Source organism: Neobacillus driksii, from assembly GCF_013409995.1.
GTDB classification, from domain to species: Bacteria; Bacillota; Bacilli; order Bacillales; family Cytobacillaceae; genus Neobacillus; species Neobacillus driksii.
The window spans coordinates 58270-84156 of record NZ_JACCBX010000020.1 but is presented as its reverse complement, the minus strand read 5'-3'; the positions used below and the strand labels follow the sequence as shown (position 1 = coordinate 84156).

Annotated in this window: 25 protein-coding genes and 1 pseudogene; 23 read left to right on the top strand and 3 right to left on the bottom strand. The window is 38.1% G+C overall.

Annotated features, from left to right (window positions below; all coding sequences use genetic code 11):
* Nucleotides 1-315: 315 nt before the first annotated feature.
* Nucleotides 316-1332, top strand: a complete 1017-nt coding sequence (locus F4694_RS29675; protein WP_179603519.1) for a hypothetical protein — start codon at nucleotides 316-318, stop codon at nucleotides 1330-1332.
* Between the two features lie 16 nt (nucleotides 1333-1348).
* Nucleotides 1349-2467: a glycoside hydrolase family 25 domain-containing protein gene (locus F4694_RS29670; RefSeq protein ID WP_179603518.1), complete on the top strand. Its 1119-nt coding sequence runs from the start codon at nucleotides 1349-1351 to the stop codon at nucleotides 2465-2467.
* A gap of 963 nt (nucleotides 2468-3430) precedes the next feature.
* On the opposite strand, the gene F4694_RS29665 is transcribed toward F4694_RS29670, so the two are convergent.
* Nucleotides 3431-3649, bottom strand: a complete 219-nt coding sequence (locus F4694_RS29665; protein ID WP_218895892.1) for a hypothetical protein — start codon at nucleotides 3647-3649, stop codon at nucleotides 3431-3433.
* Nucleotides 3650-3934: 285 nt separating this feature from the next.
* Here F4694_RS29665 and F4694_RS29660 point away from each other — a divergent pair, with 285 nt between their 5' ends.
* From F4694_RS29660 to urtE, 18 genes are all read left to right on the top strand, one after another.
* Nucleotides 3935-5524, top strand: a complete 1590-nt coding sequence (locus tag F4694_RS29660) for an ABC transporter substrate-binding protein (protein ID WP_179603516.1) — start codon at nucleotides 3935-3937, stop codon at nucleotides 5522-5524.
* A gap of 118 nt (nucleotides 5525-5642) precedes the next feature.
* On the top strand, nucleotides 5643-6599 hold the full coding sequence (locus F4694_RS29655) for an ABC transporter permease (protein ID WP_179603515.1): 957 nt from the start codon (nucleotides 5643-5645) through the stop codon (nucleotides 6597-6599).
* Between the two features lie 3 nt (nucleotides 6600-6602).
* Entirely contained in the window at nucleotides 6603-7460 is an 858-nt protein-coding gene (locus tag F4694_RS29650) for an ABC transporter permease (RefSeq protein ID WP_179603514.1), read from the top strand.
* Nucleotides 7461-7476: 16 nt separating this feature from the next.
* The gene (locus F4694_RS29645) at nucleotides 7477-8475 is read left to right on the top strand and encodes an ABC transporter ATP-binding protein (protein ID WP_179603513.1); all 999 of its coding nucleotides are present in this window, start codon (nucleotides 7477-7479) and stop codon (nucleotides 8473-8475) included.
* On the top strand, nucleotides 8475-9455 hold the full coding sequence (locus tag F4694_RS29640; protein WP_179603512.1) for an ABC transporter ATP-binding protein: 981 nt from the start codon (nucleotides 8475-8477) through the stop codon (nucleotides 9453-9455). The genes F4694_RS29645 and F4694_RS29640 overlap by 1 nt, the downstream gene beginning before the upstream one ends.
* A 19-nt stretch (nucleotides 9456-9474) precedes the next feature.
* Complete coding sequence (locus F4694_RS29635) at nucleotides 9475-9936, top strand: hypothetical protein (protein WP_179603511.1); 462 nt, start codon at nucleotides 9475-9477, stop codon at nucleotides 9934-9936.
* 488 nt (nucleotides 9937-10424) lie between these two features.
* A complete protein-coding gene (locus F4694_RS29630) occupies nucleotides 10425-10727 on the top strand; it encodes an urease subunit gamma (protein ID WP_179603510.1) in 303 nt (100 codons plus the stop codon).
* Nucleotides 10728-10745: 18 nt separating this feature from the next.
* A complete protein-coding gene (locus tag F4694_RS29625) occupies nucleotides 10746-11066 on the top strand; it encodes an urease subunit beta (protein ID WP_179603509.1) in 321 nt (106 codons plus the stop codon).
* On the top strand, nucleotides 11066-12775 hold the full coding sequence (gene ureC / locus F4694_RS29620) for an urease subunit alpha (protein ID WP_179603508.1): 1710 nt from the start codon (nucleotides 11066-11068) through the stop codon (nucleotides 12773-12775). The genes F4694_RS29625 and ureC overlap by 1 nt, the downstream gene beginning before the upstream one ends.
* A gap of 10 nt (nucleotides 12776-12785) precedes the next feature.
* The gene (gene ureE / locus F4694_RS29615) at nucleotides 12786-13232 is read left to right on the top strand and encodes an urease accessory protein UreE (RefSeq protein WP_179603507.1); all 447 of its coding nucleotides are present in this window, start codon (nucleotides 12786-12788) and stop codon (nucleotides 13230-13232) included.
* Entirely contained in the window at nucleotides 13225-13914 is a 690-nt protein-coding gene (locus F4694_RS29610) for an urease accessory protein UreF (protein ID WP_179603506.1), read from the top strand. Before ureE ends, F4694_RS29610 begins: the two co-directional genes overlap by 8 nt.
* Nucleotides 13915-13940: 26 nt before the next feature.
* Nucleotides 13941-14555, top strand: coding sequence for an urease accessory protein UreG (gene ureG / locus F4694_RS29605; protein WP_179603505.1), 615 nt, complete (start codon nucleotides 13941-13943; stop codon nucleotides 14553-14555).
* Nucleotides 14552-15367 (top strand): urease accessory protein UreD, encoded by an 816-nt coding sequence (locus F4694_RS29600; RefSeq protein WP_179603504.1) that lies wholly within the window; start codon nucleotides 14552-14554, stop codon nucleotides 15365-15367. The genes ureG and F4694_RS29600 overlap by 4 nt, the downstream gene beginning before the upstream one ends.
* 205 nt (nucleotides 15368-15572) lie before the next feature.
* Nucleotides 15573-16841 (top strand): urea ABC transporter substrate-binding protein, encoded by a 1269-nt coding sequence (gene urtA, locus F4694_RS29595; RefSeq protein WP_179603503.1) that lies wholly within the window; start codon nucleotides 15573-15575, stop codon nucleotides 16839-16841.
* A 134-nt stretch (nucleotides 16842-16975) separates the two neighbouring features.
* Nucleotides 16976-17881, top strand: coding sequence for an urea ABC transporter permease subunit UrtB (urtB, locus tag F4694_RS29590; RefSeq protein WP_179603502.1), 906 nt, complete (start codon nucleotides 16976-16978; stop codon nucleotides 17879-17881).
* Between the two features lie 32 nt (nucleotides 17882-17913).
* Entirely contained in the window at nucleotides 17914-18993 is a 1080-nt protein-coding gene (gene urtC, locus F4694_RS29585; protein WP_257029488.1) for an urea ABC transporter permease subunit UrtC, read from the top strand.
* Nucleotides 18947-19702: an urea ABC transporter ATP-binding protein UrtD gene (gene urtD, locus F4694_RS29580; RefSeq protein ID WP_179603500.1), complete on the top strand. Its 756-nt coding sequence runs from the start codon at nucleotides 18947-18949 to the stop codon at nucleotides 19700-19702. The genes urtC and urtD overlap by 47 nt, the downstream gene beginning before the upstream one ends.
* Before the next feature lie 4 nt (nucleotides 19703-19706).
* Nucleotides 19707-20405 carry an urea ABC transporter ATP-binding subunit UrtE gene (urtE, locus tag F4694_RS29575; RefSeq protein ID WP_179603499.1) on the top strand — a complete coding sequence of 233 codons (699 nt, stop codon included), beginning with the start codon at nucleotides 19707-19709 and terminating at the stop codon, nucleotides 20403-20405.
* 208 nt (nucleotides 20406-20613) lie between these two features.
* Here urtE and F4694_RS29570 read toward each other — a convergent pair whose 3' ends face one another.
* The gene (locus F4694_RS29570; RefSeq protein ID WP_179603498.1) at nucleotides 20614-21582 is read right to left on the bottom strand and encodes a YsnF/AvaK domain-containing protein; all 969 of its coding nucleotides are present in this window, start codon (nucleotides 21580-21582) and stop codon (nucleotides 20614-20616) included.
* A 394-nt stretch (nucleotides 21583-21976) separates the two neighbouring features.
* Here F4694_RS29570 and F4694_RS29565 point away from each other — a divergent pair, with 394 nt between their 5' ends.
* Nucleotides 21977-22702: a polysaccharide deacetylase family protein gene (locus F4694_RS29565; protein ID WP_179603497.1), complete on the top strand. Its 726-nt coding sequence runs from the start codon at nucleotides 21977-21979 to the stop codon at nucleotides 22700-22702.
* Between the two features lie 267 nt (nucleotides 22703-22969).
* The gene (locus F4694_RS29560) at nucleotides 22970-23755 is read left to right on the top strand and encodes an SDR family oxidoreductase (protein WP_179603496.1); all 786 of its coding nucleotides are present in this window, start codon (nucleotides 22970-22972) and stop codon (nucleotides 23753-23755) included.
* Between the two features lie 114 nt (nucleotides 23756-23869).
* Here F4694_RS29560 and F4694_RS29555 read toward each other — a convergent pair whose 3' ends face one another.
* Entirely contained in the window at nucleotides 23870-25342 is a 1473-nt protein-coding gene (locus tag F4694_RS29555) for an alpha-amylase (RefSeq protein ID WP_179603495.1), read from the bottom strand.
* 320 nt (nucleotides 25343-25662) lie between these two features.
* Here F4694_RS29555 and F4694_RS32555 point away from each other — a divergent pair.
* Nucleotides 25663-25848: pseudogene (locus tag F4694_RS32555) on the top strand (KGG domain-containing protein); the annotation flags it as partial.
* Nucleotides 25849-25887: the final 39 nt, after the last annotated feature.

The window sequence follows — 25887 nt, the reverse complement described above, 5'->3', positions numbered from 1 at the left end:
GAAAACACCTCATTTAGTCGAGGTGTTTATTTTTTTTGACTATAAATCTTATTCAAATAAAAACTACACACTTCAAACTTCTATGAATCTAGAACTTAGACATTACCTTGACCTAATAGTTTCGATTTCCTCAATTGTATATGAGTAAAGCCCCTTTGTTTAAGTAGATTTGACTCATCAATAATAGAACCAGCTTAGGTTAAAAGAACTCTTTCTTTGTTAAAGAAACGAAAAATCGACAAAAAAAATAATAGTAATGTAGAATAATGTCTATGTGGGTTATGATGCCCTGCTTTTTTGAAAGGGGGTGAAATAATGAACCTACGGCATTTATTTATTTCAGGTCTAATTGTTGGAGCCGCCATGTTTTTACCGGGCAATGTCTTTGCTGAGGAGAACGAACTTAGTGTACCGCAGAATTCTCAAAAAGCACCTGGACAAGTTAGTCCTTCAGTGGGAATTCATAACGCAACTGTAAAATCAGACGTTCCGGCCAAGGAAGAAGCTATAGTGGGACCCGCAGCTGTGAAACCAGACGTTCCAGCTAAGGAAGAAGCTATAGTGGGACCCACAACTGTGAAACCAAATGTTCCAGCCAAGGAAGAAGCTGTGGCAGCACCTAATCCCGCTATGAACAATCAAGGTGGGGTAAAGCAGCAGCCATCTAAAGTTTCTCCTACCAATCCAGCTATCCATAAGTCATCTGCAGCATCACAAAAATTGCATGATCAGGCAAAAGGTAATGTGCAGTCTGCCTTAAATAAGACAGAAAAGTCCGTTAATGAGGCTCGCGATCCTGAAAAAGTGGCAGCTGTTGAGGAACATAATAATGGATTAGAAAAGAATACGCCGACTCCTAAAAACGGGTCTAGAAATTCTGATTTAGATTCCTTACATAATTCTGAAACTGAAGTAAAAAAACAAGTCTACCCTGCAAGTTTTGAACCTCAAGGGAAGGACACAGATTTATCAGTGGTGAAAAAGGAAAATCGTTCTGAACCCCTTATGCAGGAGTCACAAGAAAAGAGTGGTATCCCATCAGCTGAGGAAAAGATTCCAAAGGTCAGTGAGGTGCCGAACCCAACGCAGCGGACGGGCAGTAACGGGGGACCATCAAATGACAGGGGCAGTCAGGGATTAAATACTATAAGTTTTCTAGATAAATGGTTTGTATGGAATCCATATTATGAAATCCAGCTTGTCCAATCTTATCTTTCTCAGCATACATGGTTGAATAATCAATGGGTGAATGCTCCACCTTCACCACCACCAATAGCAGCTCCTTTTTACTTAACGTTTACTGTTAACTTAGCCACAAGTAACGATAAATAAAGGAGCAAAATTGGGAATGAAACATTATTTTAAACCATATAAACTTATTAAATCTATTGTATTAACTGGAGTATTGTCATTTGGACTTATGGCAGGAGGCCCTTTTACTGCGGCGGCTGAACTTGATAAAGCCAAAGTGGAGCCTGTTCAAGCTACGCATGCAAACAGTTCCGTAAATGTACATGCCAATGTAAAAGTAAACCCTGCGGTTCCTGCACAAGCTACGGATTCTGTACAACTTGAGGCTCCCGCACAACCTGAAGTTCCTGCTCAGGATAAAGAAGTAAAAGCTGAGATTCAACATAAGGAAAAAGGTAGTATCGGAAAATCGCAGGCAAGTATACATGCCAGTGAAACAGCTAAAGAGAATGCTTCAGAAAACTCTGCCATCTTTTCCCAAACACCAGTAGCAGAATATAATGAGACTTCCGAAAACCCAGATGACCTTTCTAATTCTTCAGTGGCAGAATTGAACGAAACGGATGCTACAGAGGAATATTTTTTCGGATCAGATTCCGCTACATTAGCGAATCCTGAAGGAGAGGATTTTTATATAGGGAAGTTAGGCTATGGGAACAATGTGCAATTTGATGCAAGTACAGGCGGTGCAATTTATTTCAGTAGCGCTAGAGCACAAGATGCTACCTATGTTTACGGTTACTGGTTTTTATCCGGTATGCAAACTGCGCCATCAGGAATGTCGGCAAGCGATTGGGGAGTACATCAGGCCGAATTAGCACTACAAGCCTATGAAACTATGAAAAGTGTATATGGTTCAAAAGTTAGACCTGTTATCTTTGTCGATGTAGAACCGGCTCTAACCGGTATGAAAGACTATGACTATGCAAATAATCAAATGATTTATAACGCATTTGTTAATTACCTAAATCAATATGGACAAGGTGTTAAACCTGGCACCTATTCATCTCCAGGGAGCTGGGAACGCACAATGGGGGACTTTTCGCCAAGCACTCCAGGGGCTTATTGGGTCGCTTATTATCCGAGTGACATCCCTACAAATTTGACAACAAGCAATTCAGATTGGCTTAATTTCCCTGGAACAAACGAAAAGGCAGAAATTTGGCAGTACTATGGTGGATATGATGACTATAATGTAGCTTGGAAACTACCATAAACGAAATATAAAGGGAAAGTGGGTAGATTTAGAGTTTAATAGTTCGCTACTCCCCACAGTACCTGAATAAAAAAAGCAACGCTATTTTGATCTGACCCAATAAAGTTAGACGAATATATTTAGGCAGCTTCTAAGATCTGAGTTCGGTATTCTACTTGACTCAGATCTTTTAATTCCTTTTAGGAAACGCTATTATGACCAATGTTCGACTGCTAATCGCAAGCTACATTAGTAACAGAGTTAGTTTAAATTTATAGGTTTACCTATAAAGGTATATGAAAAATTTTTGCTTTATCGGAATCTCATTGGATGGTGCCTGGCACCACATTCCTGTTACAATAATTTCAATTCCTTCATCATCAATTGTCTCGACATTTTGTACACATCATAGAACTTCTCGTTTTCGTAGCCTTTCGGGGAATATTCGGCGAATCGATGCTAAAAAATCAGCATCGTTTCTAAGTTCAATTCATTGAGTAATTATTGTTTATCCATATATGTGCTACAAAATGCTAACATTTTGCTAACGCAATCTCATGAAAAACTGTATATTCCCGTTAAAGATGTTACACCTCAGATTCTCCAAAACATGGATATACTGCACTTTTTGCATCCATCATTAAAGATATTACACACTCTCATCTTACGGGCGGCATGATGTAGGTTTCAAACCTTCATTTTGAGAAATAATTAATCTATTTCTCAACCAAGATTCACTTCATTTTATGAAGTAGTGATGAAATAAATTTATATTTTTAGCAATAACCACTTCCTAATAAAAATAGGGAGTGGTTTTTTTGTTGTTAAAATTCGCTTATCAAGATTTCCTCGATGATAGGAAATTTAAAAACACGACAAAGACAAATATCAAAAATTATGAAATGCTTTTGAGCAAGTTTATTGATTACGCCATCGAAAACAAGTTGTAAATGTATTAAAATGGTTAAATACGAGCTTGAAACATTAGGAAAGGAACAATTCTTCCACAAAGCATATGACGAAATCTGCTTTCGGTGATGACATAAGTGCGGATAATGTAGTGGTAGAAGGAAAAGCAGAATAATAAGAAATGATAATCCAAGACAATTGAACTTTTGGGAAGCCTCTTTTTTCAGCTCTTTTGCGTAACGTGGAAATACCATTTATCTTAATTTGGTCATCAGTATGACCAGGCCGATCCATTATTTGTTCGAGTGAAACACCTTCCTCTGCTGAGAGAGATGTATGCGTATATCTCAAAGAAGGAATCAACAGGGGTAGAAAATCAACAATTTGCTTTCACACAGCCATAAAAAAACATAAATTGTTCAAATATTACTTATATATTTCATTTACTAATTTTCATCAATCATGTAAAATAAATAACGTAAAACATATAAGAATAGTAGGAATTGAAATTTACATACTGTATTTACCTATTATTCTACTATTCCTATATCAAAAATAGCAACATAGGGGGAAAAACAAGTGGGTCGTAAAAATGTAAATATCCTCATAGTCATCTTAGTAAGCTTCTTTTTATTACTAGCTGGCTGCTCTTCAAAGTCAACAGAAAATGCAAGTTCAAAAGATAAGGCTGATGGAGCAAAAACACCAGATACTTTTATCTATGGTATTGATGGTGATCCAGGAAATGCTGTAAATGTTATTTCGACCGGTGATCGTTACGGATTAATGGAAATCAAAACGATTTACTCACCATTGTATATGTATAACGGAAAAGACAATGTTGAATACTTTTTAGCTGAAAGCATGACAGCGTCAGAAGATTTCTTAACTTACACTGCAAAATTGAGAAAAGACGTTAAGTGGCATGATGGCGAAGCGTTTACAGCCGATGATGTTGTATACACATATGAGCAAATGTTAAAAGAAGAAAATGGCGGATGGGCAAGAAGCCAGCTTATATTTAACAATCAGCCAGTAAAGGTTGAAAAGGTAGATGACTATACAGTTAAATTCACTTTACCTGAAGTAAGTATGGGTGCGTTCGAAGCTTTAGGAAACATCTTCATTATGCCAAAACATGTTTATGAAGGTGAAACCAATATCGCCAACAGTCCTAAAAATGCTACTCCAGTGGGTACAGGACCATACAAATTTAAGGAATATAAAGCAGGGGAAAGTGTTACGTTTGAAGCAAATCAAGACTACTTCCTTGGAGCTCCAAAAATTGCTAATGTAGTTTACCGAATTATTATGGATGCAAACACTGCTACAATGGCACTTCAAAAAGGGGAAATTAATGCCTTTGCAATCCAGCCATCTGACGCAACTAAATTTAAAGATAGCAAGAATGTTAGCTTAAAGCCTTATGATGAAGGTAGAGTAGGATATTTAGCGTTCAACTTAAGCTCAAAAGCAGTTCAATCAAAAGAAGTCCGCCAAGCTATTGCATATAGCTTGAATCGTGATGAAATTAATACGGCAAGCTATGTTTCTAGTGATTATTACGTAAATGCGTATTCAATCTTACCAGAGAAGGCAACTTACTATACAGACAATGTAGAAAAGTTTAAAACAGATACAAAAAAATCAAAAGAACTTTTAGCTAGTGCTGGCGCTTCTGACTTGAAATTGAAGCTTGGTTTTACTGCTAATAATCCTATTCAACAAAAGCAAGCAGCTGTTATCCAACAAAACTTACAAGCTGCAGGTATTACTGTAGAGCTTGTTGGTATGGATGGAACAGCCTTAAGCCAAAAAATGCAAAGTGTTCACACTGATTTTGATATGTATCTTGGCGGATACATCATGGGTATTGACCCAGATACGTTTAATTCACTTTTTGTTACCGATAGTACAGCAAACTACATGCATTACAGTAACCCAAAAGTGGATGAATTGTTTAACCAGGGACGTGTTGAAAAAGATGATGCCAAGCGTGAAGCAATCTATGAAGAAATTCAACAAATCATCATCGAAGACGCTGCCTTTTATCCGCTTGTAACAAACAAACGAATCCTTGCGATTGATTCTCGAATCAAAGGCATTGAGGAAGCTGGATTAGTACCTGTTTATACGTTTGAAGATATGTCCAAGCTTTCATACGAATAAGTAATAAAAGATAAAGATAAACAGCGAGCTGTTTATCTTTATTTTTTAGTTGAAGAAGTACTAGAATAGTATAGTAGATTTTATGCCTTTATGTGGATCAATAAGGAGTGGGACTTTCTTGTTTAAGTATATTTTCAAAAGGATTATGCAGGCGATCCCTATGCTCGTCATTATTTCAATCATTTGTTTTGGACTCATCCAATTGGCTCCATACGATGCAGTAGACGCTATGACTACACCGAATATGTCTGAGAAAACGGTTGAATTAATCAAGGCGAGATATGGGTTAGATCAGCCTGCTTATATGCAATATTTTTATTGGGTAAAAGGGATTTTGAGCGGAGAATGGGGTTATTCCATCGTAACACATGAGAGTATTTCTAAGGATCTCTCTGTTAGAATTCCAAACACAATTATCCTAGTTCTGCCAGCCTACTTTATAGCATTAGTTTTGTCGGTTATTCTTGGCCTTATTGCTGGTGCTAGAAAGGGCAAACTAGCAGATAAAATCATCGATGGTCTTAGTTCTTTTGGGATTGCTATACCAAGCTTTTGGATGGCGATGGTTCTAATTTTCATTTTTGGATACCAGCTAAATTTATTTCCGATTCTGGGGATGCATACTATTGGCAGCGAGGGTTCTTTTTCCGATCTCTTCATCCATTTGGTCCTGCCCACTACCGTATTAACACTTTCATTTATGCCCGAACTAGTCCGTTATGTCCGTTCCTCGACAATTGGTCAGCTTTCAGAGGATTATGTCATGGTCCAACAGGCATACGGGGCACCTTCAATTGGGATATTATTTAATCATGTTCTTCGAAATGTGCTGCTTCCAGTAATCACGATTGTTGGAATGAGCCTCCCAATGTTAGTGACCGGTGCAGTTGTAACGGAGACTGTATTCGGCTGGCCAGGTATTGGTACTTATTTTGTGAAGTCGATTCAAGGGTTTGATTATCCAATCATCATGGCAATTATGCTGCTCTCATCCAGTCTTGTGATTATTGGCAATTTGCTCTCAGACATTTTATACTGCATTGTTGATCCAAGAATAAAAGGAATGGGGGAGTAAAAGTTGAACGGAGAGAAAAATAGAAGGATTGAAAAGCTAAAAACAGAGCTGAAACGTAATAAATCGGCTGCCTTGGCTTTACTATTCCTATTCCTGATAATTTTTGTATCAATCTTCGCTTTTTTATCACCCTATGATCCAAATAAGGTAGATGTGTTAAATGTCCTGCAAAAGCCAAATGCTCAGCATTTATTTGGGACAGATGAGCTTGGACGTGATTATCTTACTAGAGCCTTGTATGGTGGGCGAGTCTCGCTGATAGTAGGGATTTTAGCAATGCTTATTTCAACTAGTATTGGTGTATTGGTTGGTACAGTAAGTGGATATTTTGGAGGGCGGATTGACAACTTTCTGATGAGGACAGTTGATATTATTTCTTCGATTCCATGGATGATTTTAGTAACAGTAGTAAGTATTTATCTTACGCCAGGACTAAAAGCTATTATTCTCGTTATCGGACTTTTTACGTGGATGAGTACGGCAAGAATGGTCCGTGCTGAGACACTTTCTGTAAAAGAAAGAGAATATGTTTTATACGCAAAATCTACAGGACAATCAATAAGAAAAGTAATTTGGAAACATATTATTCCAGCTGTAATGCCGACGTTCATAGTAGCTTCAACGGTAAGTATTGCCAACGCGATTTTGATGGAGTCCGCATTAAGCTTTCTTGGACTAGGAATACAGCAGCCATTATCATCATGGGGAAGCATGCTGCAAAATGCACAAAGCAATCTAGGAAATGCACCATACATGGCGATTTTACCAGGTCTTCTTATTGTATTTACCGTTTATTCTTTTAATAAATTGGGGGATATCTTAAGAGCGGTTGTGGAGCCGAAGACAAGCGGCGGCAAATAGAGAGGAGGGACAACAAATGAAAATCAATGTAGATAAGGAAAGTAGTTTACTAGAAGTAAAAAACCTCCGCACAGCCTTTTATGATGGGAAAACGAAAACAGAAGCAGTTCGTGGAATTGACTTTTCTGTAAAAAAGGGTGAGATTCTTGGAATAGTCGGCGAATCAGGTAGCGGAAAAAGTGTATTGGTTAAATCGATTCTTGGTATTGTCCCTTCAAATGCAAAAGTAGATACTGGGGAAGTTATTTTGGATGGCAGGCGTATTGAAGGCTTATCCAAGAAAGAAAAAAGGTTGATTCGAGGGAAGGATATTGCGATGATTTTCCAAGATCCAATGACCGCTCTTAATCCCTTAAAAAAAGCTGGTGATCACCTAATTGAATTATTAGTCAGAGTGAGAGGGATAAAAAAGAAGGAAGCCAAACAAGAGGCAATTGAACTTCTGAGAATGGTAGGAATTCCTTCTCCCGAAACAAGAGTTGACCAGTACCCTCATGAATTTAGCGGCGGGATGAGACAAAGGGTACTGATTGCGATGGCATTAGCTTGTAATCCGAAGCTATTAATTGCTGATGAGCCAACAACTGCCCTTGATGTAACGATACAAGCACAAATTCTTGAATTACTAAAAAAGCTGCAAAGAGAAAAGGATATGTCAGTTGTGTTAATAACACATGACTTAGGGGTCGTTGCTACAATTTGCAGCCGGATTTTAGTGATGTATGCAGGAATGGTTATGGAAGAGGGAATGGCGAATGAAATCTTTTATTCTCCTAAACATCCATATACAAAAGCTTTGCTGAACTCAATTCCAAGGGTGGATGGAGAAAAGACTAGATTGAAGCCAATAAAAGGCTCCGCTCCTTCACTAAAAAATGTGGGTAAAGGCTGCCCGTTTGCAGACCGGTGTGAGTTTGCATTTGATAGATGTTTCACGGAAGTACCTCAATATAATACCTTTTCAGCCACACAAAGATCGATGTGCTTTCTAGCGGAAGAAGAGGTGAAAAATTGATGAATGAGACACGTGAAAAGCTAGTTGAAGTAAAAAATCTAAAAAAATACTTTCCAATTAAAACATCAATGTTTAAAAAGGGAAACCAAGTAGTAAAAGCTGTAGATGATGTGACTTTTCACATTTATAAGGGTGAGACGTTTGGTCTTGTTGGTGAATCTGGCTGTGGTAAATCAACACTAGGGAGGACGCTCAATCGCTTGTATAATCCTACTTCAGGTGAGATTCTTTTTGATGGCAAGGATATTACGAAATTAAATAATAAAGAATTGCAGCCGTTTCGCAATAGAATGCAAATGATTTTTCAAGATCCATATTCTTCTCTTAATCCTCATTTGACGGTTGAAAAGATTATCGATGAACCACTAGAAATCCATACAAGACTTTCTAAAAATGAAAGAAAAGAAAAGATTATTGATATTCTTGAGAAGGTTGGATTAAAGAAAGAAGACTTGGATAAATTGCCACATGAATTTAGCGGAGGGCAGCGGCAAAGAATCGGAATAGCGAGGGCACTTTCAATTAATCCAGATTTTATTTTGTGTGATGAAGCGATATCCGCGCTGGATGTTTCGATTCAGGCACAGGTAATAAATATGTTGGAAGACCTGCAGAGTGAACTAAATCTTACTTATTTGTTTGTTGCTCATGATTTATCTATGGTACGACATATATCTGATCGGATTGGTGTAATGTATCTTGGGAAAATAGTAGAGATTTCAAAAAGTGAAGAGCTATATGATAAACCGCTGCATCCATATACGCAAGCATTATTATCGGCTATTCCCATTCCTGATCCAATAAAGGCACAGAACAGTAAGCGAGAAATTATTACCGGTGAGCTTCCCAGCCCAATTGAAATGGAAAAAGGCTGCCGTTTTAGATCAAGATGCCCATTTGCTAAACCAATCTGCGCAGAAGCTGATCCACAATTAAAACAAGTGGATGATGAACATTATGTGGCCTGCCATTTATATTAATGAAGGGAAGTAATGGATTGTGGAAAAGGTTAAATTAGCTTTAAATTATGCTCTAATGCTTGAAATGATGAAAGCTAAAGGATATGCCAGTACAACAATAGTCGCACTCCTGAATGAAGGGGATGAAGAAATACTTAGCAGTATTGGGGATGGAATTCCAACATGGAAAACGCTGGTTGACTACTACCACCTGGATAAAGCGAAATTGCACCAGGTACTTAAAGAAGGGTATAAAATAACTTTCTTGACAAAAGGAGCCCTTAAATCTCTTTTGTCCATCAAGTTTGGAATGAAAGAAGGCGTGGATTTTGTTGATACTGGTGAATTTCTTGCCCAAGTTAAGATCACAGCAGATAACCTTGAAGCTCTACGTGGAATCATCTCGAAAAACTGGACGATAGTTTTAGAGGATGAAAATATTAATGACGAAACATACTTGATCAAAATTGAGCTAACCTATAAACCTGTCTTTAATATATAGGCTCTGTTAAATTTTAATGTTGATAAATGAGTGAATTAAAAGGGAAGCCCATTAGTGAAGGTTACCCTTTATATATAGAATGAGCAATCACAAAGTGCTAACCTTTTTGCTAACGAAATCCCATGAAAAAAGGTACATTTCCCTTTAAAGATATTACACCTCAGATTTCCTAAAACCTTGATATTTAGCACTTTTTACACATAACGTTAAAGATATTACACACCGGGCGGCATGATGTAATCTGCCCCCAAATAAAAAAGAAGCCTCCCAAAAGTTCACTGAACTTTTGGGAGGCTTTTTTTTATTTCTTGTGTGTCATGAAGGTACGCATTAGTGTGAAAACCGGCCCTACTCGTCACCATTTTTTTACTTTTTAAAATATTGTAAAAAAAGGCAACCTATGTTAATTTATTTGTATGTTAGGTTTCGTTACATCAAATGTTAGATGATGTGCAATTTGGGGTCTACTGAATGAAAGGGTGAAATAAATGAAGCTTACTTCGCGGGAAATGGAGAAATTGATGGTGGTTGTAGCGGCTGATTTAGCACGTCGTAGGCAAAAGCGAGGATTGAAGCTTAATTATCCAGAGGCGATAGCTATTATTACATATGAAGTCCTTGAAGGTGCGCGAGATGGAAAGACGGTAGCTCAGTTAATGCAGTATGGTGCCACGATATTATCAAGGGAAGATGTAATGGAGGGTGTTCCTGAAATGATTCATGATATTCAGGTGGAGGCAACTTTTCCGGATGGGACTAAGCTTGTGACGGTGCATGATCCAATTCGTTAATATGAGGAGGAGTAGTGAATGATTCCTGGTGAGTATGTGTTGAAAAAAGAAGTGATTGTATGCAACGCAAATAAACAATCGAAGAAAATTCAAGTTCTCAATAGAGGAGACCGCCCGATTCAAATAGGATCGCATTTTCATTTCTTTGAAGTCAATTCAGGTTTACACTTTGACCGTGAACAAGCACTTGGAATGCACCTTAATATTCCTGCTGGTACTGCTGTACGTTTTGAGCCTGGAGATCAAAAGGAAGTAGAGCTTGTTCCGTTTTCAGGCGAACAAAAGGTCTACGGTTTAAATAACAAAACAAATGGTCCGGTAGGAAAGGAGGTAGAATAATGAGCTTTAAAATGTTCAGAAAGCAGTATGCTGATATGTTTGGTCCAACAGTTGGGGATGCTGTCCGTTTGGCGGATACCGAACTATTTATTGAGATTGAAAAAGATTATACAACATATGGAGACGAAGTGAAGTTTGGCGGTGGCAAGGTTATCCGGGATGGAATGGGGCAGCATCCCTTAGCAACTAGAGCGGAGAGTGTCGATTTAGTATTCACCAATGCCATTATTCTCGATTATACAGGCATTTATAAAGCTGATATTGGTGTGAAGGATGGTTATATTGCTGCTATTGGTAAAGCGGGAAACCCATTATTGATGGACAATGTTGATATTGTTATTGGTGCTTCTACTGAAGTAATCGCTGCAGAGGGAAAAATAGTAACTGCGGGTGGGATTGATGCTCATATTCATTTCATTGCTCCCGGGCAGATTGAGACTGCCCTTTCCTCTGGAATTACGACAATGTTAGGTGGAGGTACAGGTCCTGCAACAGGAACAAATGCAACAACTTGTACACCTGGGCCATGGAATATTCATGGGATGCTTCTTGCTGCAGAAGAATACCCTATGAATCTAGGATTCTTAGGAAAGGGAAATTCTTCAGATGAAAAACCTCTTATTGAACAGGTAGAAGCAGGAGCTATTGGCTTAAAGCTTCATGAAGATTGGGGAACAACTGCTGCAACGATTGATACTAGTTTAAACGTAGCGGATCAATTTGATATACAAGTTGCTATCCACACAGACACCTTAAATGAAGGAGGGTTTGTGGAAGATACCATAGCTGCTATTGATGGCCGGGTTATCCATACATACCATACTGAGGGTGCTGGAGGTGGGCATGCTCCAGATATTATTAAAGCAGCTGGATATCCTAATATTCTTCCTTCATCTACAAATCCAACCCGTCCATTTACAGTAAACACACTTGAAGAACACCTAGATATGCTGATGGTTTGTCATCACTTGGATCCGAGTGTTCCTGAGGACGTTGCTTTTGCGGATTCAAGAATTAGAAAGGAAACAATTGCGGCTGAAGATATATTACATGACCTAGGTGTGTTCAGTATGATTTCATCAGACTCGCAGGCAATGGGACGTGTGGGTGAGGTGATTTCCCGTACATGGCAAACAGCCGATAAGATGAAGAAGCAACGAGGTAAGCTGCAAGAGGACCTCACAGTAGGAGATAACTTTCGGGTAAAAAGATATATTGCCAAATACACCATTAACCCAGCAATTGTACATGGTATCTCGGAATATGTGGGATCTGTGGAGGTTGGTAAATTTGCAGATTTAGTTTTGTGGGACCCAGCATTTTTTGGGGTGAAACCAGATCTTATTCTAAAAGGTGGGATGATTGCTCATAGTATAATGGGTGATCCAAACGCGAGTATTCCTACTCCTCAGCCTGTCTTATATCGCCCGATGTTTGCAAGTCATGGAAGCTTGAAATATCGAACATCCATAACGTTCGTTTCTAAGGCTGCATATGAAAACGGCGTTCATAAGGAGTTAGGACTCCAAAAAGAAATTAAGTGTGTTTCAGGAATCCGGAAAATATCAAAAAAATCAATGGTATTTAATGATGCAACACCAAATATTGAAGTTGATCCGCAAACATACGAAGTTCGTGTGGATGGGGAATTGATTACATGTGAACCAGCTGAGGTTGTTCCAATGGCCCAGCGTTATTTCTTATTTTGAGGTGAAGGATATGATAATTGAAAAAGTGCTTGGTAATGTCTCGACGATTGAAAAAAGAACTCCACATGTTGAACGTGTTTATTTGGAAAGTGATTTATTGGTCAAAAGAATCCAGCGGGTTATTACAGACCATGGGAGAGAAATTGGAATTCGTCTAAAGGATAATAAAGATTTGGTTGATGGTGATATTCTTCATATGGATGAAAAAAATATGATTGTTATTTCGGTGAAAGAGGATGATGTGTTAGTGATCATGCCAACTTCGATTGGACAAATGGGTGATATCGCACATCAGTTAGGAAATCGCCATCTTCCAGCCCAATTTGTAGGTGATGAAATGTTGGTTCAATATGATTACCTTGTCGAGGAATTACTTAAACAGGTAAAGGTGCCTTATAAACGAGAAAAGAGAAAAGTAGGTCAGGCGTTTCGTCATATAGGACATAGTCATGGATAATGATTTAATTCCTTTACTACAATTATGTGATTCTAATTTTCCATCTGGGGCATTTTCGCACTCATTTGGTTTAGAAACATATATCCAAGAACAAGTTATTGTGGATAAGGAAAGCTTTAAAACTGCCATTTCTGCCTTTGTTGATAAACAGTTAGTCTTCTCAGATGGACTTGCTTGTAGACTATCATATGAAATCTTGGAATCTACTAGAGGTATAAATGAGCTTCTCGAAATTGATCGTCTATTGTACGTGTCGAGTCTTGCGATGGAAACAAGAGAGGGTAATCGCAGGATTGGAGAACGAATGGCAAAGTTGTGTCTGGAATTATACCCTTCAACTACCTTAGGGGAGTATCTCCAATTTATAAAAAATAAACAAGGCTACGGTCATTCGGCACTTGTGTTTGCGTTTGTTGCACATCACTTGCAGATTGATAAGGAGAAAATTCTTTCAGCATACCTATTTGCCTCTGTGTCATCACTTATTCAAAATGCAGTTCGAGGTGTACCACTAGGTCAAACAGATGGTCAAAAGCTATTGGTCGAAATGCAGGTAAAGATTCACGAGGCCAAAAATAGAATTATGATGCTAACAAAGGATGATTTAGGTGCGGTAAGTCCGGGATTGGAAATTGCACAAATGCGTCATGAGAGGCTGCCTGTACGATTATTTATGTCTTAATTAAGCGTTATAAAGGAGAGATGAAGATGGAACCGATACGAATTGGAGTTGGTGGTCCTGTGGGGGCCGGTAAAACAATGCTAGTCGAAAAATTAACGCGAGCATTGAATGAAGAGCTGAGTATGGCGGTTGTCACAAATGATATTTATACAAAAGAAGATGCGAATTTTTTAATTAAAAATGGAGTATTACCTGAGGACCGTGTTATTGGTGTGGAAACAGGAGGATGCCCTCATACAGCTATTCGTGAAGATGCATCTATGAACTTTGCGGCTATTGATGAGCTAACAGAACTGCATCCGGATTTAGAATTGATATTTGTGGAAAGTGGTGGTGATAATTTAGCTGCAACCTTTAGTCCAGAGTTGGTCGACTTTTCCATATATATCATAGATGTTGCCCAAGGGGAAAAAATCCCTAGAAAAGGAGGGCAGGGGATGATTAAATCAGATTTATTTATTATAAATAAGATTGATTTAGCTCCATATGTGGGGGCGAGTCTAGACATTATGGAAAGTGATACGATTGCAGCGAGAGGGGAAAAGGCATATATTTTCACGAATTTGAAGGATGGAACTGGTTTAGATAAGGTCGTTGATTGGATTAAAAAGAATGCATTATTAATGGGATTAGGTTCATGAGCTACACGGGAGTGTTAGATCTTTTCGCCTCGAAAAAGAATGAAAAAACGATTATCTCATCGTGCTATTATGAGGGTGCCTTAAAAATAGCACGGCCAATCTACCTAGAGGGAGATTCACCTTCTATCTATCTCATTCATGTTGGTGGAGGGTATGTTAATGGAGATTCTTATTTCACTCAAATACAGGTAGATGACAGTGCACATCTGCTAGTTACTACCCAATCGTCAACGAAGGTTTATAAAACTCCTACAGAACCTGTACGTCACCAAACAAAAATAAAACTAGGATTTGGGAGTGTACTAGAGTACATTCCAGATCCTTTGATTGCATATGAAGACGCTCGATTTATACAAGAAACAGAGGTTGAGATAGAACGTGATTCATGTTTTTTTTATAGTGATATCATTACTCCTGGCTGGGCAAAAGATGGGGGTTTTTTTAAATATGAATGGATTCGGTCAAAACTTAAGATTTATAGAGAAGGACAGCTCGTGTTATTTGATCATCTTTTTTTAGAACCTGATCAGCAAATGAACGGAATCATGCAAATGGAAGGATATACCCATATAGGTACATTTATTCTTATTCATGAGCAGGTGAATAAGAAGTTTTTAGATGAGTTTTATTCTCACCTTATTGAAAACTTTCCTGATGTTCATTTAGGATTATCAGCATTACCTAATCAAGGAGGTATTCTGCGACTATTAGCAAATCATTCTGGAATCATTGAAGCAATCATAGCAGAAGCCCAGACATTTAGTAGGCGTTTGTTATTAAATAAAGAATCCATTCTTTGGAGGAAGTATTAGAAATTAACAGAATGCTTAACATAGGTTTTTTAATAGGTTGTAAGATAAAGCACTTGTTGTCTCATTAGGCATCAAGTGTTTTTTTGATTTTTGAAAAATCCAAAAACTATGTCACATAACCTTACGTGATTGTGGAACATCATGTGTAGTGTTGTTATTATTTAGTTGTCAGAAAATTTTACATATTTAAATGGGGGTTAAAAAAATGAAAGTAAAACAGTTTTATCTTTTTTTACTAATGGTAGCTTTTACAACGATCATTGTAGCGTGTTCAGGAAGTAATGGTGCATCCACCCCAGAAGAGGGAAGCTCTGGATCAACAGAAGGTACTTCTGATTCAGATGAAGATGTGATTGAAGTAGGAATCTTACATTCTTTGAGCGGAACCATGGCGATCAGTGAAACATCTGTACATGATGCAGAATTATTAGCAATAAACGAAATTAATGAAAACGGAGGTGTTTTAGGAAAGCAAATTAAGCCAGTTATTGAGGATGGCGCATCAGATTGGCCAACATTTGCAGAGAAAGCGAAGAAATTATTACAGCAAGATAAGGTTGCAACCATATTTGGGGGCTGGACGTCGGCGAGTCGTAAAGCGATGCTTCCGGTGGTAGAAGAAAGTAATGGGTTACTATGGTATCCAGTTCAATATGAAGGAATGGAAAGCTCTCCAAATATCTTTTACACTGGTGCAGCGCCAAACCAACAGATTGTTCCTGCTGTTGATTGGTTACTAGAAAATCGGGGTACAAAGTTTTACTTATTAGGATCAGATTATGTATTCCCAAGAACAGCAAATGCAGCAATTAAAGCACAACTTGAAGATGCGGGTGCAGATTTAGTTGGTGAGGAATATACACCACTCGGGCATACAGACTATAACACAGTCATTGCGAAAATAAAAAGTGAAAAACCAGATGTGATTTTCAATACGTTAAATGGTGATAGTAATGTTGCATTTTTTAAACAATTAAAGGATGCAGGTATTACGTCAGAAGATATTACTGTGCTTTCAGTTAGTGTTGCTGAAGAAGAAGTCCGAGGTATTGGTGCAGATGCTATTGCAGGTCATTTAACGAGCTGGAACTACTATCAAACGACTGAAACTCCTGAAAACAGTGAGTTTGTCGCAGCCTACAAAGCAGCTTATGGAGAAGATCGCGTAACAGCAGATCCAATTGAAGCAGGTTATTTTGGTGTTTATTTATGGGCTGCTGCAGTAGAAAAAGCTGGAACAACAGATGTAGATGCTGTAAAAGAAGCTGCTAAGGAATTAGAATTCCAGGCACCAGGTGGTCTTGTAAAGGTTGACGGTGAAAACCAGCATGTTTATAAGACAGTAAGAATTGGTGAAGTACAGGGTGATGGACAAATTAAAGAGCTTTGGAATTCAGGTGAACCAGTTAAACCAGATCCATTCCTAAAGGGATTTGATTGGGCAAGCGGGTTAGCTGAAAGCTTAGGTCAATAATCATTTTAAACAGCCTTTATTATTAAATTAGGTAGAGGTTTGATTAGCCTCTATCTCTTTTTGTCCTTTTTCGTTTATTTTAAAAGATAATTGTTTGATATTTACGATATTGGTTTGTAGAAAGGAGCAAGGATATGAGTGGTACAATATTAACCCTTTTCAATGGATTAAGCCTTGGTTCCATTTTATTATTAATTGCTCTAGGGCTTGCCGTTACCTTCGGCTTAATGAAGGTTATTAACATGGCTCATGGAGAGTTAATTATGATTGGAGCATATGTAACATATGTGATTCAATCCCTTTTTTTAAAGTATGTCCCTGAACCATTTTTTGATCTTTACTTTTTGTTATCCATTCCTATCGCCTTTTTAATTGCTGCAGGATTTGGCATTTTACTAGAGGTATCGTTGATTCGATTTTTATATAAACGTCCTTTAGATAGCTTACTGGCAACATATGGTGTGGGTTTAATGCTTCAACAATTAGCAAGATCGATTTTTGGTGCGCCTAATGTTGGTGTACAGAGTCCTAGCTTTTTAAATGGAGGTCTTACGATAGGTACGCTTGTTTTACCATACTCACGCATTTTTATTTTAAGTCTTTCAATTTTATGTCTTGTTGCTATTTTTCTTTATTTTTATCGGACGACGAATGGTAGAAGAGTTCGTGCTGTTATGCAAAATAGGCAAATGGCAGAATGCTTAGGGGTTCAAACAAGGAGGGTCGATTTAGTGACTTTTGCGATTGGATCAGGCTTTGCTGGCATTGCAGGCTGTGCCTTAACCTTATTAGGTCCAATTGGTCCAACAATTGGGACCTATTATATTATCGATGCTTTTATGGTAGTAGTCGTTGGAGGAGTTGGTGCTCTTGTCGGAGCAGTGGTTGGTGCATTTGGAATTGGATTTTTCAATACCATCTTTGAATTTTTCACTTCAGCTACAATCGGGAAAGTACTGGTATTTATGCTAATTATCGCATTTTTACAATGGAGACCTTCTGGACTTGTAAGTTCTCGATCAAGAGTACTTGACGAATAGAGATAGGGAGCGGTGACTTTATGGGGAAAATAATGAATCAATCAATATTTAATAAAAAAAATCTTCTATTATTAGGTTTTATCGTGTTACTTATAGCGCCCTTATTTCTAACAGATTTCCGTCTGAATCTTCTCGGTAAATACTTAGCTTTTGCTATTTTAGTCATTGGTTTGGACTTGTTATGGGGGTATACAGGTGTACTGAGTTTAGGACACGGAATTTTCTTTGGAATTGGTGCTTATGCAATGGGGATGTATTTAAAGTTAGAGGCCTCCGGTACTACTAAACTCCCTGATTTTATGGCATGGAGTGGTGTGCAAGAGCTTCCATTCATTTGGGTACCATTTCAAAATCCAATCCTGGCAATCATATTAGGAATATTCATTCCCTTAATGATTGCATTGTTACTAGGACTGTTAACGTTCCGTAATCGTATTAATGGAGTTTATTTCACCATCTTATCTCAAGCATTAGTCGTTGTTGTTGTCACTCTTTTTGTAGGGCAACAAGGTTTAACTGGTGGAACAAATGGCTTGACGAGTTTCAATACAATTTTTGGATTTTCGTTAGCATCGACAACAACACAGACTGTTATTTATCTTATTACAGCTGCTGTTCTGGCAATTGTTTATTTTGCTAGTAAAGTGCTGATTAACGGACGCTTAGGGCAGGTGTTAATCGGTATTCGAGATGGGGAAAATCGTCTTCGGTTTTTAGGATATGATCCTGCCATCTTCAAAACCTTTATTTATGCTTTATCGGCTGGAATTGCGGGATTAGCTGGGATGTTATTTGTTCTTCAGGTAGGTATTATTTCACCAACCATGATGGGAATTATTCCTTCTATTGAAATGGTGTTATGGGTTGCATTAGGGGGACGTGGTACACTGATTGGTCCAGTGATAGGAGCGATTTTAGTAAACTGGGCAAAAACATCCTTCAGTGAGTCCTACCCAGATATTTGGTTATATTTCTTAGGACTTATGTTCGTTATTGTCGTTGTGTTTTTACCAGACGGTTTGATGGGACTATTTAAGAAATTCCAAAAAAGGTGGAGTGGTTTACATGATAAACAGCCAGACAGTGCTAGAGTCGAAAAAAATTACAGTTGAATTTAGTGGATTTAAAGCAATTAGTAATTTGGATTTTAAGGTAACAAATAATAAAGTTCATTTCTTGATTGGACCAAATGGGGCAGGCAAGACAACTTTATTAGATGTAATTTGTGGGAAAACTCAAGTAAGTCAAGGAAAGGTTGTGTATATGGAGGATCAAAATCTAGTAAAACTAAAGGATTTTAAAATCGTCCATATAGGAATATCTCGAAAGTTCCAAACTCCTTCCATTTTTCAAAACTTAACTGTGTATGAAAATTTAATCATTGCCTTAAAGCAGGATAAGGGACTTTGGGCAACAATTACAGCAAAAATAACAAAAAACCAACAAAAAGATATAGATGAGATGCTTCAGTTAACTGGATTAATAGATGAAAAGGATCAGCAGGCAGGAGCTCTATCACATGGGCAAAAGCAATGGTTAGAAATTGCGATGGTTTTATTACAGGATCCAGGACTAGTGTTACTAGATGAACCTATTGCAGGAATGTCTAAAGTTGAAAGATTGAAGACAGGAGAAATGATTCGTGAAATCGCAAAGGATCGAACAGTATTAATTGTTGAGCATGATATGGATTTTGTAAAAGAGTATGCCGATATCGTGACAGTAATGCATGAAGGCAAATTACTTTGTCAAGGTTCAATGGAAGAGATTCAAAATGATCCTCGGGTTCGTGAAGTATACCTTGGACGAAAGGAGGATTAATAAAATGCTAGAACTGGAAAATTTAGAGGTTGGTTACGGTGAAAGCATAGTGGTGAGGAATATACAGCTAAAGGTAAAGGAAAGCCAAGTAGTTTGTATTATGGGACGAAATGGTGTTGGTAAAACAACATTATTAAAAGCCATTATGGGAATTTTATCACCGAAAAGTGGTAGTATTCTTTTTAAAAATGATAATATCACAAAAAAAAGTCCTTCGTATCGTGCAATAAAGGGGATTGGTTATGTTCCACAAGGCAGAGAGATTTTTCCGAAGCTTTCTGTTTATGAAAATCTATTAATCGGTCTAGAAGCAAGTGGTGGGACAAAGAAGAACTCTATTCGAGAGGATATCTATGAATATTTTCCAATCTTAAAGGAATTTAAAAATCGAAATGGTGGGGACTTAAGTGGAGGTCAACAGCAGCAGCTAGCCATTGCAAGAGCTTTGGTTTCTAACCCATCTTTCTTACTATTAGATGAACCGACAGAAGGAATTCAGCCTAATATTGTTGCGGATATTCAAAGAGTTATTCGGGATATTAAAGAAAAAAGTAAGACATCCATGATTTTAGTAGAACAAAATTTAGACTATGCGAAAAGTGTAGCAGATTACATTTATGTCGTTGATCACGGATCAATCATGTATGAGAGCTCAGTAGATGAGATAAAGGATGAAGACGTATATCGGTACTTGAGTGTTTAAGAAGGAGAAGAGGTTCATATATAATATTGAAAGAAACTTTGAAAATGCTATGGTTCTCACACCAGTTATGGCGGGCGCAATTTTGCTGATTCGATGATTTAAAATAGAGAATGCATGAAGCTGATTTATTGAAAAAGGGTCAGTCCCCCGCTAAAGTGCTAATTTAGCGGGGGACTGACCCGCTAGTAAACTCTTATGACACCATCCATTAGAATCTATTAGTATCCACACTATTTCTGTCAGTAGTGACTTCATTGTCCGTAGCGTCTTCCTCTTGGGTCACTTTTGCTTCCTCACGCTTAATATTTTCTGTTACCTGTTGGGTTTCCGTAACTTGTTTCTTGCCAATCACCAGTTCTTCAGCAACGACGGGTTTCTTTGTCACTTCTACTTTCTCCTCAACAATTGGAACGCGGATAGTTTCTTCATCGCCGATTGGTGTAGTTGTGTCTGCATCAGTATTGTCGATCGACCGTCTTTCTACATAGACCTCATCATGTGTTACTGGGACATTTACTGTTTTCTGTTCTTCAACCACATCTTTTTTTACCTCTACTTCACCTGTTTGAACACTATGTTTATTCACATCCAACTGTTCTTCCCGTAGCTCAAGGGATTGCTGCTTATCTGTGTCGAAAGTATCCTTAAGACCTGTTTGATTACGAGCAAAATCTACTGTAGAGTTACGGTCGACAGCACTAACGTTCTCTAATCCTTTTTCAGCAAGAAGCAGAATCATTCCGGAGTTGATATCCTCTTCGTATTTTAACGCATCCGCTTCACTAATACCCTGAGCAATCAAATGATTATAATAGGTATTTCCGCCTTCATTTTGGGCGGTATTATCCACAAACGGGGTAAACAGGCTTGCTAAGAACCCTAGGTGCTCTTCTGAAGGTGTACTATTCCTTGTGTTAATCTCCTGAGATTCCACCCCTGTTTCCTCTTCGATGGTGGAAGGGACATCTGCTGTATTGGCAATAATTGAAAAGTCTTTTCTGGAATATCCTTGGTTTTGGAATACCTCAATGGCCTGAATTACTTCATCACTGGAATTATAAACCCCTAAAACTGTTTTACCCATAGTTATAGCCTCCATTTCCTTTTTGTTTGCTGATAAAGCATACAAAATATACTTACCCGGTTTAACACCATTGCAAACAAATTTTCTCTTCATATCAATCCTCCATGGGTCTTTTAGATGATTGATCTTTTTGGGTAAAGTTTCCATTTTTAAAATTGTTTTTAGTGCCCAGGAGGTAATGGACTGAATGATGATTTTATTGTAATGGCAAAAAGGGCAGCATTTTCTATATTATGTTAAAGTACCCGTCAAAACGGAGCAGGCAATGGTTGTGAAGAAACCTAAGGTATTTATTCTTAATAGTAAACTAAAATTAAGGTGCCAAGCATCATCCACTTTTTGGATGGTGCCTGGCACTTTTATTGATCAAGCTTTTGGGAGGCCTTCTTTTCTATGTTTAGCGGTGCCTGTCACCACTCGAAATGAAATGATAAGATCTAAGCAAACGAGGAACAATAATCGGAAATGAGATAAAGCGAGGAGTTTTATGAAAAAGTTTCTTCTATGTCTTCTTCTTTTAATGGTTCCTTCACATGTATTTGCACAGGGGAAAGTACCGATTTTGGTTTATCATTCCATCGAAGAGTATAAAGGATTGGGTTATAAGGAGCTATATGTCACGCCGGAAAATTTCGAGAAGCAAATGATGTATTTGCGCGACCATGGCTTCACCTTATTAACGTTTGAACGATGGCAGGACATTGATAAAGTAAACAAGCCCATTTTTATCACCTTTGATGATGGATATAAAAACAATCTGAAGGCCTTTGGAATCTTTCAAAAGCTGAAAACAGAACGATTTCAACCAACAGGAACTATTTTTGTCATTTCAGATTTCATTGGCCAATCGATCCGATTATCGGAATCGGATATAAAAAAGATGGTGGATTCCGGCATTATTTCTATCCAGTCGCACACCGCGACTCACCCTGATTTATTAAAAATAAACGATTATGACTATGAACTTAAAGAATCCAAGGATAAGATTCAAAGACTAACGGGTAAACCGGTGATTGCTCTTTCCTATCCATATGGAACATGGAATAACAAGGTGGTTGGGGAAGCGAAGAAGCATTATAGGTTTGGGCTCACCACCACGCCTGAGGCATTCTCTAAAAAGGGAATAAAAGATGAGCTTTATCTTCTGCCGCGGATTTATGTAAAGTATTCAACTACGCTGGATGACTTTGCAAAGATTGTGGAAGGAGAATAATTGTTCGAAATGTCCTTAAAAACCTTCCATAGGATTATATATAGAGGCTCCCTGCTTAAGGGTGCTTTTTTTGTTCATTTTTTTCGATATTAACGACACTTTTTTGGATCGTTGAACAGTGTGCTGCCATTTTTTTCTCATTCTATTTTCTTGAGATAGTCCTGTTAATAATTTATACCAATAGCAATAACCAATATAATCTTTATGTTTCAAAATCTCTATGGCGGATATAGTAATAGGTATTATCTTTTAAGGAGGCTTTCTAACGTGGAGAATCTACTTCAAAATCAGGTTGCTCTTGTTACAGGGGCTGGCTCAGGGATCGGAAGGGCTGCAGCTCTAAAGCTTGCTCAAAATGGGGGAAAGATTGCTTTAATAGATTTGCATACAAAAAACGTGGAAGAAGTGAAAAATCAGATTGAAGAAATGGGAAGTGAAGCACTTGTATTAGAAGCCAACGTTGCTCACCCCAAGGAAGTGGAGACCTGTTACAAAAGAACCATCGATCAGTGGGGGAGACTAGATGTTGTTTTTGCGAACGCGGGAATTAATGGGAAAGTTGCGCCCATAGAAGACTTGGAACCCAAGGAATGGGACTTAACCATGTCCAATAACTTAACGAGTACATTTTTAACTGTAAAATATGCGATCCCCTATATGAAGCAAGAAGGGGGAAGTATCATTATTACTAGTTCCATTAATGGGAACAGAATTTATAAAAATATAGGAATGTCTGCATATAGTACATCCAAAATTGGCCAGATGGGTTTTGGTAAAATGGCGGCTCTTGAGCTTGCCAACTACGGTATTAGGGTCAACATGATTTGCCCTGGTGCGATTGACACAAATATCAATGAAAACACATGGAAAGAAAATGAACAACTAAAAAAAGTTGAAATCCCAATTGAATACCCTGAAGGAAACCAACCATTGAAGCACAAACCAGGAAAGTCTGAACAAGTCGCCGACTTAGTACTATTCCTTGCCTCTACCCAATCAAACCATATAACCGGAAGTGAAATCTACATTGACGGGGCGGAATCCCTTTTATAAAGAAACAGTATCAGCAATACAGCTATAAAAAGTTACCTCATAACACAAATAGAACAAATAAAATGTCCACCCGCTAGTGGACATTTTGTTTGTTCTATTAAATTTGGCCCTTATCTAAAATGTATCTTGTTCCTTAGGAAGGTAAGCCCAAACGGAAACGCAGCCACTGTTAACCGGGAAAGTGGCATATCCATCTTTTCCGATAGTGATCAGATCATCCCTTGAGTTTGTTAGGTCCACCCATGTTTCTCCAGCTTTCCTTTCACCAACGTACATTCTTTTCTCACCATCTTCCCCATTGGAGATGACGACCGCACACCCTGAGTGTTTAAACTCTTTACTGCCAATGCGAACCCAGCCAATGGTATTTGGATGGTCGAAGTAATCATGTTGTTCCCCGTATGCTTTCTCGTATCTGGCAAAGAGAAGGCGATCAAGGATTTCTTTGTGTCCTTCTGCTGGCTCTGGTCCTCCGATTCCGTAATAATCCCCATAGAACAGACACGGATTACCATCTCTTCTAAGGAGAATTAGGGCATATGCACTTGGTTTAAACCAGTCTTGAACCCATGATTCAAGAGATTCCTGGGGCTGAGTGTCATGATTATCAACGAAGGTTACAGCATTCTTAGGATGGGAGTTTACAAGGGTACCTTCGAAAATACTGGTTAAATCGAAATCGCTGCCTTCGCTGGAGGCTTGGTGCAACTTATAATGCAAGGGGACATCAAACAAATCTATCTGATAATCGACGTAGTCAAGGTATTTTTGGCAGGCATGAAGATCTGTCCTCCATACTTCTCCGACAAAATAAAAGTCATCACCACGTTGTTTACGCATCTCTTTTACAAACTCACTGATAAAATAGTAATTAATATGCTTGATTGCATCAAGACGGTATCCATCGCAGTTAAGGGTATCGATAAGCCATTTTCCCCATTTTATCATTTCACTTTTTACTTCAGGACGTTCATAGTCAATATCGGCAAACATTAGATAGTCATAATTACCATATTCATTATCAACATGATTACTCCAATCTTTATCCTCACCAAGGATTTTAAAAATCCCCTCTTTCTCCGTCTTATTATCATAATCCGTTCCGGCAAAATGTTCATGCTCCCATTCAAAAGAAGAATATTTTCCATTCCGCTCCGGAAATGTAAATTTAGTAAAAGCCTCAATTTCAAAGGAATCGGATATTTCCTTCGTCCGGTCCTGTTGGTCCACTTCAATCACGTTAATTAATTCTGTCTCGTCAGCACCTGCTTTATGGTTCATTACAACATCTATGTAGACATTAATTCCTGAATTTTTACATGCAGCTATTGCATCTATTAGTTCTTGTTTTGTCCCGTACTTTGTTCGGATGGATCCTTTTTGATCAAATTCGCCCAGATCGTATAAATCATATGGGGCATAGCCATTATTATCAGGAGAGATTGCTTTTGTCACTGGCGGTATCCAGATGGAAGTAATTCCTTTTTCCTTTAGCTGTGGCACCAATTCCTTCAGCCGTCTCCAGTGGTTGCCATCTGGCTCTAAATGCCACTCGAAAAATTGCATAATCGTGTTGTTTCTCTTCATATTCCTTTCCCCCAATTCATTAATCTAAAGTATATGAATATTTACCCGATTTGATAGAAAAAAAAACTAGGGAAACCAATATATTTAGCCTCGATAGTTATAAGGTTTTATTTTGAAAGGGCAGGGGTTTAGATCACTTGAACCTATAGGAGGTCTTTTGGTTTTTCTAAAAGCAATTAAAAAAAGGTGTTTAATTTAATAGTGAGCGGGAATATAAAGAGTGCAACAGAATTCTACTAAAAATAAGGAGGAATATTTCTATGGCGAAGAATACCAAGAACAATCGCAGCGAAAACAATAATGGTAACATGACTGTCGAAGAAGCGGGAAGGAAAGGTGGAGAAGCCACCTCCTCAAATCATGATAGGGAATTTTATGAAAAGATCGGGCAAAAAGGCGGAGAAGCTACCGCTGCAAACCATGATAGAGAATTTTATGAAGAAATCGGCAGTAAAGGCGGAAAAGCCCGTGCTAGACAACGTGACAATGAAAATGACAATAGTTAATTAAAAAAATTTCTAGGTATCTAGTGGTATTGAAAACAA